This window comes from Nocardia sp. NPDC041819 (assembly GCF_055590505.1).
Genome location: NZ_JBVJAP010000001.1, coordinates 274,694 through 295,131, shown reverse-complemented (window position 1 = coordinate 295,131; position 20,438 = coordinate 274,694). Strand labels below are relative to the sequence as shown.

The 20,438-nt window shown below is 71.3% G+C and carries 8 protein-coding genes; all 8 read left to right on the top strand.

What is annotated here, in order from left to right:
* Positions 1–259 precede the first annotated feature (259 nt).
* The 8 genes from ACZ6DL_RS01355 (at position 260) to ACZ6DL_RS01320 (ending at position 20,041) form a co-directional block, all read left to right on the top strand.
* A complete protein-coding gene (locus ACZ6DL_RS01355; RefSeq protein ID WP_466048271.1) occupies positions 260–1,066 on the top strand; it encodes a VOC family protein in 807 nt (268 codons plus the stop codon).
* 122 nt (positions 1,067–1,188) lie between these two features.
* Positions 1,189–2,283, top strand: a complete 1,095-nt coding sequence (locus ACZ6DL_RS01350; RefSeq protein WP_466048269.1) for an ABC transporter substrate-binding protein — start codon at positions 1,189–1,191, stop codon at positions 2,281–2,283.
* 140 nt (positions 2,284–2,423) lie between these two features.
* Complete coding sequence (locus ACZ6DL_RS01345; protein WP_393228146.1) at positions 2,424–2,885, top strand: AMP-binding protein; 462 nt, start codon at positions 2,424–2,426, stop codon at positions 2,883–2,885.
* A 198-nt stretch (positions 2,886–3,083) separates the two neighbouring features.
* On the top strand, positions 3,084–16,394 hold the full coding sequence (locus tag ACZ6DL_RS01340) for an amino acid adenylation domain-containing protein (protein WP_466048267.1): 13,311 nt from the start codon (positions 3,084–3,086) through the stop codon (positions 16,392–16,394).
* Positions 16,391–17,377 (top strand): daunorubicin/doxorubicin resistance ABC transporter ATP-binding protein DrrA, encoded by a 987-nt coding sequence (locus tag ACZ6DL_RS01335; RefSeq protein WP_062969554.1) that lies wholly within the window; start codon positions 16,391–16,393, stop codon positions 17,375–17,377. Before ACZ6DL_RS01340 ends, ACZ6DL_RS01335 begins: the two co-directional genes overlap by 4 nt.
* The gene (locus tag ACZ6DL_RS01330) at positions 17,374–18,192 is read left to right on the top strand and encodes an ABC-2 transporter permease (RefSeq protein WP_466048265.1); all 819 of its coding nucleotides are present in this window, start codon (positions 17,374–17,376) and stop codon (positions 18,190–18,192) included. Before ACZ6DL_RS01335 ends, ACZ6DL_RS01330 begins: the two co-directional genes overlap by 4 nt.
* On the top strand, positions 18,192–19,010 hold the full coding sequence (locus ACZ6DL_RS01325) for an ABC transporter permease (RefSeq protein WP_466048264.1): 819 nt from the start codon (positions 18,192–18,194) through the stop codon (positions 19,008–19,010). Before ACZ6DL_RS01330 ends, ACZ6DL_RS01325 begins: the two co-directional genes overlap by 1 nt.
* Positions 19,011–19,093: 83 nt before the next feature.
* Positions 19,094–20,041 (top strand): dioxygenase family protein, encoded by a 948-nt coding sequence (locus tag ACZ6DL_RS01320; protein ID WP_466048262.1) that lies wholly within the window; start codon positions 19,094–19,096, stop codon positions 20,039–20,041.
* The last annotated feature ends 397 nt before the right edge of the window (positions 20,042–20,438 follow it).

Here is a 20,438-nt window from a genome sequence, read left to right as displayed (position 1 = left end):
CGGCGACAATCCATGAGCTGGATGCTTGCGGTGCCGGGTGACGCCGACATAGACGGCTTCGCGGCCGGTTCGGGCAGCGTGGGGGTGGGTCAGCGGGAAGTCGGCAAGTTCGACGCTGGTGGGTATGCGCGATTCGCGCCCTTGCGCCGGGGGTCGGCCATCCAGGGGTCGCACTCGGCGGGGTGGGGGCCGATGAGTTCCGTGGGCGACGGTCGTCTGTATCGGTGACACGACTTCCCTCTCGACCAGGAGACCAGTGATGACGACACCGAATGGCCGCAAGCCCGGCGATCCCTGCTGGGTGGATCTGTACAGCTCCGACCTCGATCGCAGTATCGCGTTCTACCGCGACCTGTTCGACTGGACCGCCGAGAGCGCGGGCGAGGAGTTCGGCGGGTATGTCACCTTCCGCAAGGACGGGCGGGCGGTGGCGGGCGCGATGGCCAGGATGCCCGGCGACACCGACAGCCCGGAGCAGTGGACGGTGTATCTGGCAGGTCCCGACGCGCAGGCCATCGCCGATGCGGCGAGCGCGGCGGGGGCGTCGCTGGTGGTGCCGCCGATGGCGGTCGGCGAACTGGGCACGATGGCCGTGCTCGGCGACGTCGGAGGCGCGGGCGTCGGAATCTGGCAGGCCGGGACGTTCCCCGGGTTCGAGACCATGGGTCTGGTGTCGGGCGGCCAGTGGCGCGATCACGCGGGCGCGCCGTCCTGGTTCGAGCTGCACACCCGCACCTACGACGCCTCGCTGGCGTTCTACCGGGAAGTCTTCGGCTGGTCGGACGTCTTCACCATCTCCGACGCTCCGGAGTTCCGTTACTCCACCATCCACGCCGAGAGCCCGATGCTGGGCGGGGTCATGGACGCCTCGGCATTCCTGCCCGAGGGCGCCCCCGCGGGGTGGACGGTCTACTTCGGCGCCGACGACGTGGACAAGTCCGTCGAACGCCTCGTCGAACTCGGCGGCTCGGTGCTCTCCCCGCCCGAGGACACCCCCTACGGCCGCATGTCCGCGGTCGCCGACGCCACCGGCGCCCGCTTCAGCATCGGCGGCAATCGAGCCTGAATCCCTTCGATTTCGGGCCGCGGACGGTCCGACCCCGGCGCACACCGAACCCCGGTGCGCGGACGTTCACGGCTCCGACCTCACCCATGGGACGACCGGCGCCGACATGTACCCTCACTCGCATGCCGGTGAGCGACGTTTTGCATGTACGCGGCCGAATTCGCGCGGTCCGGTCGCGCAGCAGCGCGGGCGGTCACCGGTTCCGGGCGATCGTGGCGGGGTGCGCCGCGCTCCTCGTGGCCGGGTGCGGCGGCACCACCGACGACGCCGCGTCCATCGTGCGCACCACCACCAATATCGCGGGCGCGGGCGTGGTGGGACTCGAGCGCGACACCACCCGGGCGTGCGCGCTGCCGAGCGCGCCGGATCCGGCGGGCGAGGCCACCCGCAGCGTCACCCATGCGGCGGGCGTCTCCGAGGTGCCCGCCGACCCGCAGCGCGTCGTCGTGCTCAGCACCTCCGCGCTGGACGCGGTCTGCGCACTCGGTCTGTGGGAGCGAGTCGTGGGCACGGTGACGATGGACGGGCCCAGTCCGCAGCCGGACTACCTCGGCACCGGCGTGCTGAAGATCCCCGCCGTCGGCACCGCCGCGCAGCCCGACCCGGCGCGGATCGCGAGCCTGCACCCCGACCTGATTCTGGGCGAGATCCCCACGCAGTCGGCGAGTTTCGCGGCGCTACAGGCCATCGCCCCGACGGTGCTGGTCGGCTCGAACGACAGCTGGCAGGCCGAATTCGCGGCGTTCGCGGCCGGTTTGGGACGTCGCGGCGCGGCGGAGACCGCGTTGCAGAACTACCGCACCGAGGCGCGCGACACCGGTGTGGCGCTGGCGGCGGGCCAGACCCAGGCGTCGGTCGTCAGGTTCACCGCCGACGCCGAGCGGGTGCAGGGCGGCGACAGCTTCTCCGGCCAGGTGCTCGCCGACGCGGGCGTGCAGCGTCCCGCGGCTCAGCGCGGCGCTTCGTTCGACGTGCACGAGGACGCGTTCGCCACGAAGGTGGAGGGCGATTTGATCTACGTGATCCTCGCGGGCCCAGAGGGCAAGAAGCACGCCGAGGCGGTGCTGCGCACCGACGAGTGGAAGGAACTCGGCGCCGCCACCGATCGCCGAGTGTTCGCCGTGGAGGACAGCGTCTGGCACGGCGACGGCCTCACCGCCGCCCGCGCCCTGCTCACCGATCTGCGCAATACGCTGAACGGCTACGTGACCGACTGACCGTCACCACCCCCTTGGGTGCGGTTTCCCCCACCCTGGGAGTGCGCGGACCAGCGCTGGGGTTGCTGTCGGAAAGCCCCTTCGAGGACGAGATTAAGAGGTACGCCAAGAACCTCTCAATCGACTCTCGAGGACACGACATGCACACGCTGACCGATTCGCTCGCCGACAACCTGTACGCCCTGCCGATCGCACAGCCCGTCGCCGAGGTCGACCCGCAGGCGGTCGTGGTGTCCACCGCGGATTGCGACCTCACCTACGCCGAGCTCGATCGCTGGTCCAATCGCCTGGCCCGGCTGCTGCTGCGCATCGGCGCGGGACCGGGCACCCGTATCGCGGTGGCGATCGACCAGCCCATCGAGTCCGTGGTGGCCGAGCGGGCCGCCATGAAGATCGGCGCCATCACCGTCCCGGTCACCGATGACGGCTCCTACGCGCTCGGCACCACGGTCGGCGTCACCACCAAGGACCAGCAGCCCGAGCACGCCGACCGGATCACCTGGCTGGTGCTGGACGAGCGCTCCACCCTGCAGCGCTACCTGACCAGTTCCGCCGCGCCGCTGCGCGCGTCCGACCTGGATCTTCTGCCGGCCGCCGCCTGAGCGGGCATATCCCTCCGAACGCGACCCGAACAGCGATGTTCGGGTCGCGCAGTGTGCGCAATACCCCCGCAGCGCCGACCACGCCGGTCCAGAATTGAGGTGCCGCGTGCTGTGCGGCGGCAGGTACTACCGCTACCGCGGTGGCTGCGGGCGGTCCTCGCCGGGTAGCCCGACCACGGTCAGAACGTAGGACACGTCATGCAACAGCCTTCCCTTTCGGTGAAAGATTCGGACACAGCGCTCCCCGACGGGGCCTTCGCCCTGTCGGCGGCCCAGCGCGGCATCTGGTTCGCCCAGCATGTCGCCGGTGACACTCCGATCTCCATCGCCCAGTACGTCGAACTGAACGGACCGATCGATCTCGACCTGCTGGCGCGCTCGGCGCGGCAGGCCGGGCGCGAGTTCGGCACCGGCTACCTCCGCCTGATCGAAGTGGAGGGGCATCCGTTCCAGTTCGTCGACACCACCCTCGACGACAGCCTGGAAACGCTCGACTTCCGCTCCGAACCCGATCCGGAGGCGGCCGCGCGCGCGTGGATGCGCGCGGAGTACGAGGCACCGCTGGAGTTGACCCGCGACCGGCTGGTGCGGATCGCGATGTTGCGCGTCGGCGCGCAGCGCTGGTTCTGGTACTCGCGCATCCACCACATCGTGCTCGACGGCATGGGCGCGCTGACCATGGTGCAGCGCACCGGCGAGCTGTACAACGCCGCCGTGGAGGGCCGCGAAGCGCCACCGGCGAAGGCCGAGGACCTGCGCAAGATCGTCGAGGCCGATCTGGCCTACCGCAGCTCGGAGCGGTTCGGCACAGACCGGGAGCACTGGCTCGCGCATCTGGACGGGATGGCCGATCCGGTGAGCCTGGCCGGCCGCACCGCGGGTGTGAACGGGCATCCGAGCCGGGTCGCGGGCGCGCTGCCCGCCGATACCGCGCGACTGCTGGACGCCGTCGCCGAGCAGCTCTCCTCCGGTGTCGCGCCGACCGTGGTCGCCGCGTTCGGCGCGTACCTGTCCGCGATGACCGGCTCGCCGGAGGTCGTGCTGAGCCTGCCGGTCTCCGCGCGCACCACCGCGACGCTGCGGCGTTCCGGCGGCATGATCGCCAATGTCGTCCCCCTGCGGCTGCGGCTGACGCCGGCCACCACGGTCGGCGACGTGATCCGGGCGGCCCAGGGTGAGCTGACCGGGGCACTGCGGCGCCAGCGCTACCGGCAGGAGGACATCTTCCGGGATCTGGGCTGGCCGATGGACGAGGCCGGGTCGTTCGGCCCCACGGTGAACCTGATGATGGTCGACACCAGGATCCAGCTCGGCCCGGTCACCGGACGGCTGCACGTGCTGACCTCCGGGTTGATCGACGACCTGTTCGTCAACCTGTATCCGGGCGTCGGCGGCGAGAGCACGCACATCGACTTCCAGGCCAACGGCAACCTCTACTCCGACGCCGAGCTGACCGGGCAGCATCGCCGTTTCCTGTCGTTCCTGCACCGCTTCCTGGCCGCGGGGCCGGACGCGCCGCTGGCCGGAGTGTCGGTGCTGTCGGACGACGAGCGCGCCGACTTCGCTCCCGCGCGCGGGCCGCTCGGCGAGACGGCACGGACGCTGCCGAGCATCCTCGCCGAGGGCGCGGCCCGTGACCCGCTGGCGACCGCGCTCGTGGAAGACGAGACCGCGCTGACCTACCGGCAGGTGGACGACTACACCAACCGGCTGGCCCGGGTGCTGATCGCCGCGGGCGCCGGCCCCGAGCGCACGGTGGCGATCTCGATCCCGCGGTCCCTCCGGTCGGTCCTGGCGACGATCGCGGTGGTCAAGACCGGCGCGGCCTTCGTGCCGATCGATCCGACCTACCCGGCCGACCGGATCGAGCACATGATCGGCGACAGCGGAGTCGTCGCGGGCATCACGACCACGTCCGCCCGAAAGGCGTTGCCGGGCAGGGTGTCCTGGCTGGTACTCGATGACGAGAACACCGAGCGGAAAATGGCCGAGCGGGGCGCAGCGCCGCTGACCGACGCCGAGCGGCTCACCGCGCTGCGCCCGGACCACGTCGCCTACATCATCTACACCTCCGGCTCAACGGGGCTCCCCAAAGGTGTGGCCGTGCCGCACCGAGGGCTGGCCGACCTGGTGGCGAGTTCCGGCGCCGGATTCGGCGTCGACGCGAGTTCCGTTGTGGCCCACGCCGTATCGCCGAGTTTCGACATCTCGGTCGAGGAAATCCTGGTCGCGCTCGCCGCGGGCGCGACGCTGGCCGTGGTGCCGCCCGCGGCGTACGCGGGCGAGGAGCTGGCCCGGGTGCTGCGCGCCCACCGCGTCACCCACCTCAACGTGACCCCGGCCGTCGTGGGATCGCTCGATCCGGCGACCCTGCCCGAACTGCGCACCGTGATCGTCGGCGGTGACGCCTGCCCGCCCGAACTCGTCACGAAGTGGTCGGGCCGGACACTGCTGAACGGCTACGGCCCCACCGAGACCACCATCACCGTGACGCTCAGCGCCCCGCTGACGCCGGACGGCCCCGTCACCATCGGCGGTCTGGCCGGCGGCGTAGCGGCCGTGGTCCTCGACCCGTGGCTGCGTCCACTGCCGCCGGGCACCACCGGTGAGCTCTACCTCGCCGGACCCCGCGTGGCCCGCGGCTACCACCGGCGCAACGGGCTGACCGCCGATCGTTTCGTCGCGAATCCGTACGCGATCGGCGAGCGCATGTACCGCACCGGCGACCTCGTGCGCTGGGTGTACAACGACGGGCGCGTCGAACTGGAGTACCAGGGACGCAGTGACTTCCAGGTGAAGGTGCGCGGGTTCCGCATCGAACTCGGCGAGATCGACGCCGCCCTGCAGCGGCATCCCGACGTCGACTTCGCGCTCACCCTCGGCGTCGAAACCGGTTCGGGCGCCACCGCGCTGGTGTCGTATGTGCTGCCGAAGCCGGGAGCGCAGCCGCAGCCCGAGGCGTTGAAAGCCGCCGCAGGGGAATCGCTTCCGGCCTACATGGTTCCCGCCGTGGTCACGGTGCTCGACGAACTGCCGCTCACGCCGCTGGGCAAGGTGGACCGCAAGGCGCTGCCCGCACCGGAATTCGGCGCGCGCACGACGACGAGCAGGCCGCCGTCCACGCCGAGGGAGGAGACGCTCGCCGCCCTGTTCGCGGAGGTGCTCGGCCTGGAATCGGTGGGTGCCGACGAGAGCTTCTTCGCGCTGGGTGGCGACAGCATCGTCTCGATCCAGCTGGTGTCGCGGGCGAAGGCGGCCGGACTCGGATTCGGCGCGCGGGATGTCTTCGAACGCAAGACCGTCGCCGCGCTGGCCGCGGTGGCCACCGAAGTCCCGAGCGCGGTGGTGCACGAACTGCCCGGCGGCGGGATGGGCGAGGTGGAGCTCACGCCGATCGTGCACGCGATGCTCGAGGCCGGTGACACCTGGCGGCGCTTCGCCCAGGCGGTGCTGATCGAGCTGCCCCCCGGTACCGAGCACGCCGGTCTCGTCACGGCGCTCCAAGCACTGCTCGACCGGCACGACCTGCTGCGTTCGACGCTGCGCCGCACCGGTGACGGATGGAGCTGGGTGGTCGCCGAAGCCGGTGCGGTGAACGCGGGCGCCCTGCTGGAGGTCGTGACCGCGGGCGCGGATGCCGAGGCGACCTGCGAGCATGCGTTGCAGCGCGCCGCCGACCACCTCGACCCGGAGGCGGGCGTGGTCGCGCGTTTCGTGTGGATCGACCGCGCGGGCGCTGCGCCCCTGCTGTGGCTGGTGCTGCATCATCTGGTCACCGACGGCGTCTCCTGGCGCATCCTGCTGCCGGATCTGGCCACCGCCGCGCTGGGCGGTGAGCTCGCGCCGGTCGGCACCTCCTTCCGGCGCTGGGCGCACGGGCAGCGCGAGCACGCGATTACCCGCGCGGGCGAGTTGCCGCTGTGGCAACGCGTTCTGGCCACGCCCGACCCCGCGCTCGGGTCGGCGCCGATGGACCCGGCCCTCGATGTGGTGGGCACCATGGCGCATCTGTCCACCGTCGTGCCGCCGGATGTCGCGCACGCGGTGCTCAGCACCGCGCCGGACCGGTTCCACTGCGGCGCCGACGACGTACTGCTGACCGGGCTCGCGCTGGCGCTCGCGCGGTGGCGCGGACGTACCTCCACGCTGTTCACACTGGAGGGTCACGGCCGCTCGGAGACCGTTGTGCCGGGCGCCGATGTCGCGCGCACGGTGGGCTGGTTCACCAGCGTCTACCCCGCCGCGGTCGACCTGACCGGCATCGATGTGGCGGATGCGTTCGCCGGCGGGGCCGCGGCGGGCGCCGCGATCAAGGCGACCAAGGAACAGCTGCGCACCCTGCCGGACAAGGGCATCGGGTACGGCATGTTGCGTTACCTGGTCCCGGAGACCGCGGCGGCGCTCGCGGACGCGCCCACCCCGCAGATCAGCTTCAACTACCTGGGCCGCGCGTCCACCGGCGGGGAGGCGCAGCCGTGGCTGCCGCGCCGGTTCGCCGCCACCCAGGACGACCGCGCGCCGCTGGCCGCCGCGGTGGACATCAACGCCGTGCTCACCGACGCGGGCCTCGAGGTGACGTGGGCCTACGCCGGAAGACTTTTCGACCCGGCGGATCTCGGCGAACTCGCCGCGCTGTGGGGGCAGGCGCTCGGCGCGCTGGCCGCGCACGCCGGATCCGCGAGCGCGGGCGGACGCACGCCGTCGGACTTCGACCTGGTCGCCGTCACCCAGGCGCAGATCGACACCTGGGAGCGCGACTACCCCGGCCTCGCCGACGTGTGGCCGCTCTCGCCGCTGCAGTACGGGCTGCTGTTCCACGCGTTGTACGACTCCGACACCGCCGACGGCTACACGGTGCAGTCGCTGCTCACCCTGGCGGGCACCGTCGACGCGGCCCGGTTGCGCCGCGCCGCACAGGCTTTGGTGACCCGACACGAGAACCTGCGCGTCGCCTTCGCCGAGACCGAGGACGGCCCCCGTCAGCTCGTCCTGGCCGACGCCGAGATCGACTGGCGGGAAGCGGATCTCACCGGCATCACCGACGCGGAGGAACGCACCGGGGAACTCGACCGGTTGGTCGCACTGGATGCCCGCACCCGGTTCGAACTCACCCGCCCCCCGCTGTTGCGCTGCACGCTCATCCGGATCGCCCCCGACACCTACCGTTTCGTGCTCACCAACCACCACTTGGTGCTGGACGGGTGGTCGACGCCGCTGCTCGTGCGCGAACTGCTCACCCTCTACGTCACCGACGGTGACACCGCGGCCCTGCCGCCCGCGCACTCCTACCGCGAGTTCCTGACCTGGCTGGCGACCAGGGACGACGCCGAATCCCTCGCGGCGTGGACCGATTCGCTGGCCGGTATCGACGCGCCGACCCGCGCGGTGCCCACCCTCGCCGGGATCGAATCGACCGAAACCGGAATGCTCTCCGTCGACCTGTCCCGCGACACCGTGGCCCGGCTGGAGACCGCGGGACGGGAGGCCGGCGCGACGGTGAACACCCTGGTGCAGGCCGCGTGGGCGATGCTGCTGGCCATGCTCACCGGCCGCACCGACGTGGTGTTCGGCGGCACCGTCTCGGGGCGTCCGCCGGAACTGGGCGGGGTCGAGGAGATGGTCGGTCTGTTCATCAACACGCTGCCGGTGCGGGTGCGGCTCGATCCGGCGGAGAAGGTGGCCGACCTGCTCGCCCGCGTCCAGTCCGAGCAGGCGCGCCTGATGGACCATCAGCACGTCGGACTGGCCGCCATCCATCAGGCGGTGGGCTTGGCCGAATTGTTCGACACACTCACGGTGTTCGAGTCCTACCCCATCGATCGCGAAGCGCTGTCCCAGGCGCTGGACATCGCGGGCATGCGGGTGCTCGACGTGGAAGGCACCGACGCGACGCCGTATCCGCTGAATCTGATGGTGATCCCGCTGCGCGGCGACGACGGCCGCGACACGCTGCGGATCACGCTGAAGTACATGGCCGGCCAGCTTCCGCAGCAGCAGGCGCGTCCGCTGCTGGATCGCTTCGTCCGGCTGCTGACCCAGCTCGGGGACAACCCGCGCGCGCTGGTCTCCCAACTGCAGTACTGCGACGACGCCGAGCGCGCCGCGCTGGTGCCGGTGCGCGGCCCGGAGTCGGTGCCGCAGGCCACCCTGCCCGAACTGCTCAGCGCGGGCGCGAGGATCGATCCGGACGCGATCGCGATCACCGCCGGTGAGCTCACCATGTCCTACGGCGAGCTCGACGCGTGGTCCAACCGCTACGCCCGGGTGCTGCTGCGCCGCGGGGTCGGGCGCGAGGTGTTCGTCGTGCTGGCGCTGACCCGCTCACTGGAATCGGTGATCGCCGTGTGGGCGCTGGCCAAGACCGGCGCTGCCTTCGCGCCGCTGGACCCGAACTACCCGGTGGAACGCATCGAGCACATGCTCAGCGACTCCAAGGCTCCGATCGGCGTGACGGTCACCGCCACCGGCGAGACGCTGCCCGGCACGATCGACTGGCTGCTGCTCGACGACCTCAACACCATCCGCCGGGTGATGACGGTCTCCGAAGCGCCGATCACCGACGAGGAGCGCGGCGGGCCGATCGATCTGGACCAGACGGCGTACCTGATCTACACCTCCGGCTCCACCGGCAAGCCGAAAGCCGTGCTGCTCAGCCACCGCGGCATCGCGAATCTCGTAGCCGCGCAACGGGAGACGCTCGGTCTGGAGCCCACCGCCAGCGTGCTCCAGGTGGCCTCTCCCAGCTTCGACGCCTCGGTGTTCGAGCTGCTCATCGCCCACGGCGCGGGCGGCAGGCTGGTGGTGTCGCCGCCGGACGTCTACGGCGGAGCGGAACTGGAAACCCTGCTGCGCGCCCAGCGCGTCACCCACGCGGTGATCACGCCCTCGGCGCTGGCCACCATGGATCCCACCGGCCTGGAGCACCTGCGCGTGCTCGCGGTCGCGGGCGAGGCGGCGACGCCGGAGCTGATCGAGCGGTGGTCACCGGGCAGGCGCATGGTGAACCTGTACGGCCCCACCGAGTTCAGCATCTGGGCCACGGGGCCCGGCGAACTCCGCACCGGCGAGCCGATCACGATCGGCGGACCCATCCGCGGCGCCGCCACCGTGGTGCTGGACGCCTGGCTGCGTCCGGTGCCGGTGGGGGTGCCCGGTGAGCTGTACCTGGCGGGCGCGGCCCTGGCGCGTGGCTACTTCAACCGGTTCGAGATGACCGCGAGCAGGTTCGTCGCCGACCCCTTCGGCGAACCCGGCGAGCGGATGTACCGCACCGGTGACATGGTGCGCTGGGTCGAGGACGACGGCGGGTACGAGCTGGAATATCTGGGCCGCAGCGACTTCCAGGTCAAGATCCGTGGCCTGCGCATCGAGCTGGGCGAGATCGACGCGGTGCTCTCCCGCGACGACGAGGTCGAGTACGCGGTGACCATCGGGCGCCCCGGCCCGGCCGGGACCACCGTGCTGGTCTCCTACGTACTGCCCGCCGAGGGCGTGCGACTGGACGTCGAGCGGCTGCGCGCGCGGGTGGCCGCCGAACTGCCCGGCTACATGGTGCCGGGCTACCTCGTCGTGCTGGACTCGATTCCGCTCACCCCGGTCGGCAAACTCGATCGCAAAGCCCTTCCGGTGCCGGACTTCGCGGCGAGCCACCGGCCCTACCTCGCGCCCAGCACGCCGGTCGAGGAGGCGGTGGCCGCGGTGTTCGGCGAGGTGCTCGACCGCGAGCGCGTCGGCGTCGACCAGTCGTTCTTCGAGCTCGGCGGCAACTCGCTGAGCGCGACGAAGGTCGTGGCGCGGGTGAACGCGGCGCTCGGGTCGCGGATCGCGCTGCGCGATCTGTTCGACGCGCCGACCGTGGCCCAGCTGTCCGCCCGGGTGATACCCGCCACCGGCGCGACGCCCGGCCGGTTCGCCCTCGCGCCGCGCATCCGGCCGGATCGGGTTCCGCTGTCCCCCGCGCAGCAGCGCATGTGGGTGCTCAACCGGATGGATCCGGCCTCACCCGCCTACAACATCGCGGTGGCGCTGCGGCTCACCGGCGATCTGGACGTCGAGGCGCTGCGCGCCGCGCTCGTCGACGTGGTCGACCGGCACGAGAGCCTGCGCACGCTGTACCCGGCGGACGCGGAGGGGCCCCGTCAGGTGGTGGTGGGTGCGGACGTGGCCGTGCCCGCCATGCCGGTGGTCGACACCGAGGACGGCGACGCGCTGCGCGAGCGGATCACCGAGCTGGCGGGCACCGGCTTCGATCTCGCCGCCCAGCCGCCGCTGCGGGTGGGCCTGTTCCGCATCCACGGGGGCGCCGAGCCCGCCGCGAGTGCGGCACCGGTGTCGTCGGCTCCTGCCATGGGTGAAGCGCCGGTCTCGTCCGGGCCCGTAGCCGGGACCGCGCCGGTCACGTCGAGCTATACCGCGGGCCCCGAGGAGATCTCGGCCGCCACTGCGCCGGTGCACGTCGTCGTGCTGGTGGTGCACCACATCAGCGCGGACGGCGCGTCGATGGCGCCGCTGGCCGCCGACCTGGTCGCCGCCTACTCCGAGCGGGCCTGCGGCGGGCACGCCATCCGTGTTCCGCTGCCGGTGCAATACGCCGATTTCGCGCTCTGGCATCGGGAGGTGCTCGGCGACGAGACCGACCCGGAGTCGCTGGCGTCCCACCAGATCGGCTTCTGGCGTAAGAGCTTGGCGGGCGCGCCCGATGTGCTGGAACTGCCCGCCGACCGGCCGCGCCCGGCGGTACAGACCATGCACAGCGCCGACTTCGGCTTCACCGTCGACGGCGAGACGCACCGGGCGCTGGTGGATTTCGCCGCCGCGCACGGCGTCAGCCCGTTCATGGTCGTGCACGCCGCGCTCGCGGTCCTGCTCGCGCGCCTCAGCGGCACCGACGACGTGCTGATCGGCACCCCGGTCGCCGGACGCGGCGAGGAGGCGCTCGACCAGCTCGTCGGCATGTTCGTCAACACTCTCGCGCTACGCACCCCGGTGGATTCGGCAGCGGGCTTCGCGACGTTCCTGGACACGGTGCGGTCCGCGGACCTCGACGCCTTCGCCAACGCGGATGTGCCGTTCGAGCGGCTGGTCCAGGTGCTGGATCCGGCGCGATCGACCGCGCACCACCCGCTGTTCCAGGTCTCGCTGTCGCTGCAGAACTTCGTCGAACCGGTGCTGGAACTGCCCGGCCTGCGGTTCGAGGTGGAGGACTTCGAGCGCGACGCCTCCCAGTTCGACCTGACCCTGGATCTGCGCGAGCGCTTCGCCGACAGCGGTCCGGCGGGCATCGACGCCGTGCTGACCTACGCCACCGATCTGTTCGACGAGGCGACGACGGCCTCCTTCGCCGCCCGGTGGCGGCGCGTGCTCACGACGGTGCTTTCCCGGCCCGACGTTCGCATCGCCGATATCGACATCCTCGACGAGGCCGAGCTCGCCACGCTGGTGCCCGTGCGCGGGCCCGCGTCCGTCGCGGCCGTGACCCTGCCGGACCTGCTGAGCGAGACCGCGCGGCGGTACCCGGATCGCGTCGCCCTGGTGGTCGGCGGGCACGTCACCACCTACGCCGAGATCGACGCGCACGCCAACCGCCTGGCCCGAGTCCTGCTCGAGTCGGGCGCCGGACCGGAAACGGTTGTCGCGCTGGGTCTGCCACGCTCCGCGGAACTGCTCACCGGGATGTGGGCCGCGGCGAAGGCGGGCGCGGCGTTCCTTCCGGTCGATCCGAAGCACCCGGTCGAGCGCATCGACCACATGCTCACCGACTCCGGCGCGGCACTGGGCCTGACCTTGGCCGCGTTCCGCCCGATGCTGCCCGACAGCACGGACTGGCTGGTGCTCGACGACCTCGCCGTCGTCGAACGCTGGAGCGCCGCGAGCAGCCGTCCGCTGCGCGAGCGCGAACTGCCCGCGCCGGTCCGGCCGGACAACGCGGCATGGATGATCTACACCTCCGGCTCCACCGGCACGCCGAAAGGCGTCTCGGTCTCGCATCGCGGTATCGCCGATCTCGTCGCGGCGCAGAAGGCATCGCTGCGCTTGGACGAGCACTCCCGGGTGTTGCAGGTGGCGTCGCCGAGTTTCGACGCGTCGGTGTTCGAGGCGCTCATGGCGTTCGGCTCCGGCGGCGCGTCGGTGGTCGCACCGCCGGAGGTGTTCGGCGGCAGCGCGCTGGCCGAGCTGATCGACACCGAGCAGGTCACCCACCTGGTGATCACCCCGTCCGCGCTGGCCACCCTTGATCCCACCGAGGTGACCAGCGTCCGGGTGCTCTCGGTGGCAGGCGAGGCGGTCGGCGCCGAACTAGTCGAACGCTGGGCCACCGGGCGCAGCATGGTCAACCTGTACGGCCCCACCGAATCGACCATCTGGGCAACGGGTGCGCCGCTGGAGGTGGGCGCCACGGTGACCATCGGCACCCCGGTACAGGGCACCGAAGCGCTGGTTCTGGACGACCGGCTGCGACCGGTCCCAATCGGCGTGGCGGGCGAACTGTATCTCGCCGGACCATCGCTGGCTCGCGGTTACCACGCGCGGCCGAGCCTCACCGCCGCCCGCTTCGTCGCCGACCCGTTCGGCGCGCCGGGTGAACGGATGTACCGCACCGGCGACCTGGTGCGCTGGATCCGCGGCGACGTGGGCCCGGAACTGGAGTACCTGGGCCGCACCGACTTCCAGGTCAAGGTGCGCGGACAGCGCATCGAGCTCGGCGAGATCGACGCGGTGCTCGGCCGGGCCGAGGGCGTGGACTTCGCGGTGACGCTCGGCGTGCCCGGCCCCACCGGCGCGACCGCGCTGGCCGCCTACCTGGTCCGCGCACCCGGATACGAGCTCGACGTGGCGAAGGTGCGCGCCTTCGCCGCCGATATCCTGCCCGGCTACATGGTGCCCACGGCATTCGTCGTGCTGGACGAGATCCCGCTCAACGCGGTCGGCAAGCTGGACCGCAAGGCGCTGCCGGAACCGGAGTTCCTCGCCGACCGCACCGCGTACCGCGCGCCGGAAACGCCGACCGAACAGCAGCTGGCCGCGATCTTCGGCGAACTGCTCGGGGAGGCGCGAGTCGGCGCCGACGATTCGTTCTTCGCGCTCGGCGGGGACAGCATCCTGGCGATCCAGCTGGTGTCGCGCGCCAAGCAGCAGGGCATCACCTGCACCCCGCTGCAGGTGTTCGAGCACCGCACGGTCGCGGCATTGGCCGCGGCCGCCGACGCGGCGGGCACCGCGGTGACCCTGGACGAACTGCCCGGCGGCGGCGTCGGCGAACTGCCGCTCCCGCCGATCACGCACTACATGCTGGAGCGCGGCGGCAACTACGATCGCTTCGCCCAGACCGCGGTCCTGGAACTGCCGGTGGGTATCGAGCGCGCCCAGATCATCGCGGTGCTCACCGCAGCGGTGGACCGGCACGACATGCTGCGCGTCCGGCTGGTGACCGACGGCGAGGACGGGCCGCGCCTGCTGGTCGGCCCGCCCGGATCGGTCGACGTGGACGCGCTGCTGCACCGCATCGAGTTCACCGCCCTCGACCCGATCGAACTGCACGAGTTCGCCATGACCGAACTCGACGCCGCCGCCGACCGGCTCGATCCCGCCGAGGGCACGGTGCTGCAATTCATCTGGCTGGACCCGGTGGGCGACGCGGGCGCGCGCACCGGATCGGGCCGGCTGATCGTGCTGGCGCACCACTTGGCGATCGACGGCGTGTCCTGGCGCATCCTGGTGCCGGACCTGGTGGCCGCGTGGGCCCAGGTGTCGGCCGGGAACACCCCCGTGCTCGCGGAGACCGGTACCTCGATGCGCCGGTGGGCCCACGCGCTGGCCGACGAGGCGCGCTCACCGCGGCGGATCGCCGAACTGGCCTACTGGCGCGACGTGCTCGCCGCACCCGACCCGGTGATCGGCGGCCGGGAACTCGATCCCGCCGTGGACCGGACCGCCGCACTGCGCATGGTCGAGCGGGAGGTGTCAGCGGAAGTCACCAACGCGCTGCTCACCACCCTGCCCGGCTTGTTCCAGGGCAGCGTCAACGACGCGCTGCTGGCCACCTTGGCGCTGGCGCTGGTGCGCTGGCGGGCCTGCGACCCATCGGCGCTGGTGCGCCTGGAAGGTCACGGCCGTCAGGAGGAAGTGGTGCCCGGCGCCGACCTCTCCCGCACCATCGGCTGGTTCACCAGCATCTACCCGGTGCGCTTGGACCTGGCCGGAATCGACATCGATGACGCGCTGGCCGGCGGCCCGGCGCTGGGCGCGGCGATCCGCGCCGTCAAGCACCAACTGCTGGCGGTGCCGGACAAAGGCATCGGTTTCGGCTTGCTGCGCTATCTCAACGCCGAGACCGCGCGGCAGCTCCCGGAACGCCTGCCGGGGCGGGTCGGCTTCAACTATCTCGGCCGATACTCCACCGGCGATATCCCGGCCGGACTCGAGGGGCTGGGCTGGCTGCCGACCGACGAACTCGGCGACGTGCACGTGGCCGAAGATCCCGGCGTGCCCCTGCAATCGGCGATCGACGTCAACGCCGTCGTCATCGGAGACCGGCTGCGGGCGAGCTTCGGCTTCCCGTCCACCCTGCTCGACCAGGACGACGTCGCCGAGCTGGCCGATCTGTGGATCGGCGCATTGCGCGCGGCGGCTCGATTCGCCCAGACCCCGGCGGCACGGACCGCCGCCGAGGAGGAAGCGGCGGCCACGGCGGCGCCGGCCGTTCCGGCCGTCCCGGCGGCGGGCGGGCTCGGTCTGGACGTGGTGCTGCCGATCCGGCTCGGCGGGGAGCAACCCGCGCTGTTCTGCATCCACCCGTCGTCCGGAATGTCGTGGACCTACCTGGGATTCGCCGACGCGCTCGCGCCCGGCCGCCCGATCTACGGGCTGCAAGCGCCCGACCTCGGCGGCCAGGAACCGCCCGCGCGCTCGATCGAGGACTTCGCCGATCGCTACGTGCGGGAGATCCGTACCCTGCAACCCGAAGGGCCATACCACCTGCTCGGCTGGTCGTTCGGCGGCCTGATCGCCCACGCGGCGGCCGTGCGGCTGAAGGCCGCGGGAGCCGAGGTCGGCGTGGTCGCGCTACTGGACGCCGACACCGCCGACATCGACGGCGACAGCATCGAGCGCCTCACCGCGGGCTCGTTCGTGAACAGCTTCGGCGCGGTGTTCGGCATCCACGACGTGCCGGCGGACGCCACCGCGCAGCAGGCGGCGGAGCTGATCCGCGAACAACTCGGCGGGGTCTCGCTGATCGACGCCGCCACGCTGGAGCGGATGGCCGGGTCCTACAACGCCGCCGCCCGGACCAGAACCGGATACCGCCGACCCGTGTACGACGGCGACATCGTGTACTTCAGCGCGACCGTCGACACCTCCGACATCTTCGGTCCCGACGGCTGGCGGCCGTACGTGACCGGCGACATCATCAATCACGACATCGAGGTCACCCACGACGAACTGACGGCGCCGCAGGTGCTGCCGGTCATCGCGCGCGTGCTCGATGCGCATCTGGGAGGCCGAGGATGAATTCCGATCAAGGCGTCGTCGTCGAGGGGATCGAGAAATCCTTCGGCGCGGTCAAGGCATTGCGGGGAGTCGATTTCGCGGCCGAGCCGGGCGAGGTGCTCGGCATCCTCGGACCGAACGGCGCGGGCAAGACCACCACGGTGAACATCCTCTCGACACTGATCCGGCCGGACCGCGGCCGGGCCACGGTCGCCGGGTACGACGTGGTGGACGATCCCGCGGCTGTGCGCCGCAGCATCATGCTGACCGGGCAGTACGCCGCGCTGGACGACATGCTCAGCGGCTACGAGAACCTGGTGATGTTCGGCAGGCTGATGGGCTTGCGCAAGCGGGCCGCCCGCGCTCGCGCGGACGAACTGCTGGCCGAGTTCGATCTCGAACGCGCGGCGGGCCGCCGGGTGGGCACCTACTCCGGCGGTATGCGCAGGCGCATCGACATCGCCTGCGGTCTGGTCGTCCGGCCCGATGTGGTGTTCCTGGACGAGCCGACCACCGGGCTGGATCCGCGCAGCAGGCAAGGCGTGTGGGATCTGGTCTCCGGCTTCAAGAAGGCGGGCATCACCACCCTGCTCACCACCCAGTACCTGGAAGAAGCCGACGCGCTCAGCGACCGGATCATCGTCATCGATCACGGTGTGGTGATCGCCCAGGGCACCGCCGACGAGCTGAAGTCGCGCACCGGCGGCAGCTACTGCGAGGTCGTGCCGCTGAACCTGCGCGACCTGCCCGCCATCGCCGCGGCCCTGGGTCCGCTGCTGCCGCAGGAGAATCGGGACGCGCTGGGCCCGGATTCCGATCGGATCGCCATACCCGCGCCCGACGGCGCGAAGACACTGCTGGAGGCGCTGCGCCGACTGGACAGCGCCGGGGTCGACCTCGTGGACGTCGCACTGCGCCGCCCCTCGCTCGACGACGTGTTCCTCCAGCTGACCGGGCATCTGGCGACGACGGCGGAGATCGCGCAACGGGAGGTCGTGTCGTGACGGCGGCGACCTGGCTCAGCCAGACCCGCGCCGCGCCGCTGCGGCCGCAGCAGTGGTGGGTGCTGACCAGCCGGCTGGTCGTGCCCTCGGTACGCAGCGGCGAGGTGCTCACCTCGGTGCTGGCGCCCGCGACGTTCACCGCCAGCTTCTACATTCCGCTGAAGATCATCATGACCGTGATCGGCACCGGCTTCAGCAGTTACGCGCAGTACATGATGCCGCTGGTGATCCTGCAAGCCGCCGCGTTCACCGCCGTCTCGGCGGCCTTCCGCGCCGCCACCGATTCGGTCGCCGGGCTCAACCGGCGGTTCGGCGCGATGCCGATCGGCCCGCTGGTGCCGGTCGCGGCGCGCCTGTCCAGCAATATCTTCCGCTTGGTCATCGCGTTGATCACCGCGTTGATCTGCGGCCACGTCATCGGCTTCCGCTTCTACCTCGGCGCCGCGCACACGATCGGGTTCGTGCTGTTCTCGTTGCTCATCGGGCTCGCGCTGATCTGGGCCGGAGACGTGATCGGCACCGTGTCGCGCAACCCGGAGGCGACCGCGCAGGCACTGGTGCTGCCGCCGTTGATCTTCGGCATGCTGTCCACCGGCATCGCGCCCGCCGACCAGTTCCCGGCATGGGTGCAGCCGTTCGTGCGCAACCAGCCGGTGTCGCAGTGGGCCATCGGTCTGCGGGCGTTCGCCGGTGACAGCGGACCGAACGCAGGCCAGGTGAGCTTGTCGCTGCTGGGACCGCCGGTGGCGTGGGCGCTCGCCATCCTGATCATCTGCGTCCCGCTGTCGCTGCGGCTGAGCTCGAGGAGGGCGTGATGGCACTGCTGGCCGATCACAGGCACGAGTCGTGGACCGGCTCGGAAGTGTCGGTGTCCGCGCTGATGGCGCACACACTGATCCAGACTCAGCGCCTGCTGCTGCGCTGGGCACGCAATCCGGTCACCCTGCTGGAGACGCTGATCATCCCGTGCCTGCTGCTGATCATGCTCAACACCGTGATCGGCGGGCAGATCCGGAAGTTCACCGGCGAGAGCGCGCTGTACGGCTCGGTGCCCATGGTCGCCCTGGTGGGCGCGCTGTCCGGGGCGGTGGCGGGGGGCGTGCTGCTCGGCCGCGAACGCGACGCGGGCCTGCTCGCGCGCTTCTGGGTGCTGCCCGTGCACCGCGCCTCCGGCCTGGCCTCGCGGGTGCTCGCCGAGGGCTGCCGCATCTTCGTCTGCACTCTCGCCGTCGTACTGGTGGGCTCGGTGCTCGGGTTCCGCTTCCACCAGGGCGTCGCCGCGGCGATCGTCTTCCTGTTCGTCCCGGTGCTCTTCGGCCTGGCCTTCGCCACCGTCGTCACCTCGGTCGCCGTGTTCACCGCGAAATCGACGCTGGTGGAGGGCATCACGATCCTCACATCCCTGATGATGTTCTTCAGCACCGGCTTCGTTCCGCTGGCCGCCTTCCCCAAGTGGGTGCAGCCGGTGGTGCGCAACCAACCCCTGTCGGTGGGGGTCGACGCCATGCGCGCGCTCGCCTTCGGCGGACCGCTCGCACGCCCGCTCACCCTCACCGTCGTGTGGTCGATCGGCGCGATCGTCCTGTTCGCGGTGCCCGCGACCATCGGCTACCGCCGGGCGAGCAGACGCTGATCCCGGCTCACAGCGAACTCCCAGCACGAACCCAGCCGGGCCCGAGCGCCCGTTCCTAACGTCGTGCACAACGATGTCGGCGAATGAAAGGGCAAACAGTGGGCGAACGACGCGATGAGGTGCACGAACACGATCTCGGCCTCACACACGATATGAAGGTGATGGTGTCCCGGCGCCGCGCACTGTTCTTCCTCGGAGCGAGCGCGGGTGCCGCGGCGGTCGCGGCAGGCTGCGCCTCGGGATCGAACGACACGACGGCAACGACGGCCGGAAGCGCCTCCGCGACCACCACGCAATCGGGGGGCACCACCGCCGCCCCGCAGGAGACTGCGGGGCCGTACCCGGGCGACGGGTCCAATGGCCCCAACGTCCTCGTCGAGTCCGGCGTGGTGCGCAGCGACATCACCGGCTCGTTCGGCGCGTATTCCGGTGTCGCGCAAGGCGTTCCGATGACGCTCGAACTCACGCTGCGCGACCTGGCGAAGAGCGGCGCCGCGGGGGCGGGCATGGCGGTGTACGTGTGGCACTGCGACCGGGACGGCAACTACTCGCTCTACGGCAGCGGTATCACCGAGCAGAACTACCTGCGCGGCGTGCAGGTCGCCGGCGCCGACGGCAAGGTGAGCTTCACGTCGATCTTCCCGGCCTGCTACTCGGGCCGGTGGCCGCACATCCATTTCGAGGTCTACGACTCGCTGGAGACCGCGGTCGCGGGCCAGAACGCACGGCTGACCTCGCAGATCGCGCTGCCCCAGGACACCTGCGAGGCGGTGTTCGCCTACGACTCGGGTTACGCGCGCAGCATCACCAACCTCCAGCAGACCAGCCTCGCCTCCGACAATGTCTTCGGCGACGGCTGGGACGCGGAACTGGCCACCGTGACGGGCACGCCGTCCTCCGGGCTGCGGGTCGCGCTCACCGTGGGCGTCGCGGAGAAATCGCAGAACACGCAGTCGGGCAACAATTCCGGAGCACAACCCGGCGGACAGCCGCCCGCCGGCGGGGCACCCGGCGGGCGTCCGCCGCGATAGCAGGCGGTTCCCGCGCGGGTCCGCGAGGGTGCGGGCAGAACCTTTCGGCAGCGGCCGTACTCGGCCGCGAGTTTCCCCGGCCCGGTGTGACCAGAAGGCTCAGCGGCGATCAGCACCGATACCCCGAACGGGTAGCGCGACACGAGGAGATTCCGACTGGCATATCGGTTTCTGGCACCGATCCACGACAGCGCGATAAGTCTTTTAGGTGATCGCCGCCCGAAATGGCGGGTCGGCCGCGCGCCGGAGCGGCCCTATCGCGGCATGGTCCTCGGACGGCCGTGACTTCCGGCACTACCCGCGTCCCGGCGCGCCGGGGAGACAATAGATCGGCGGGCCCGGCAACGCTTTCGCGGCCGGGCAGAGGTGGGTGCCCCCGCCTGTGTACCGCGCCGTC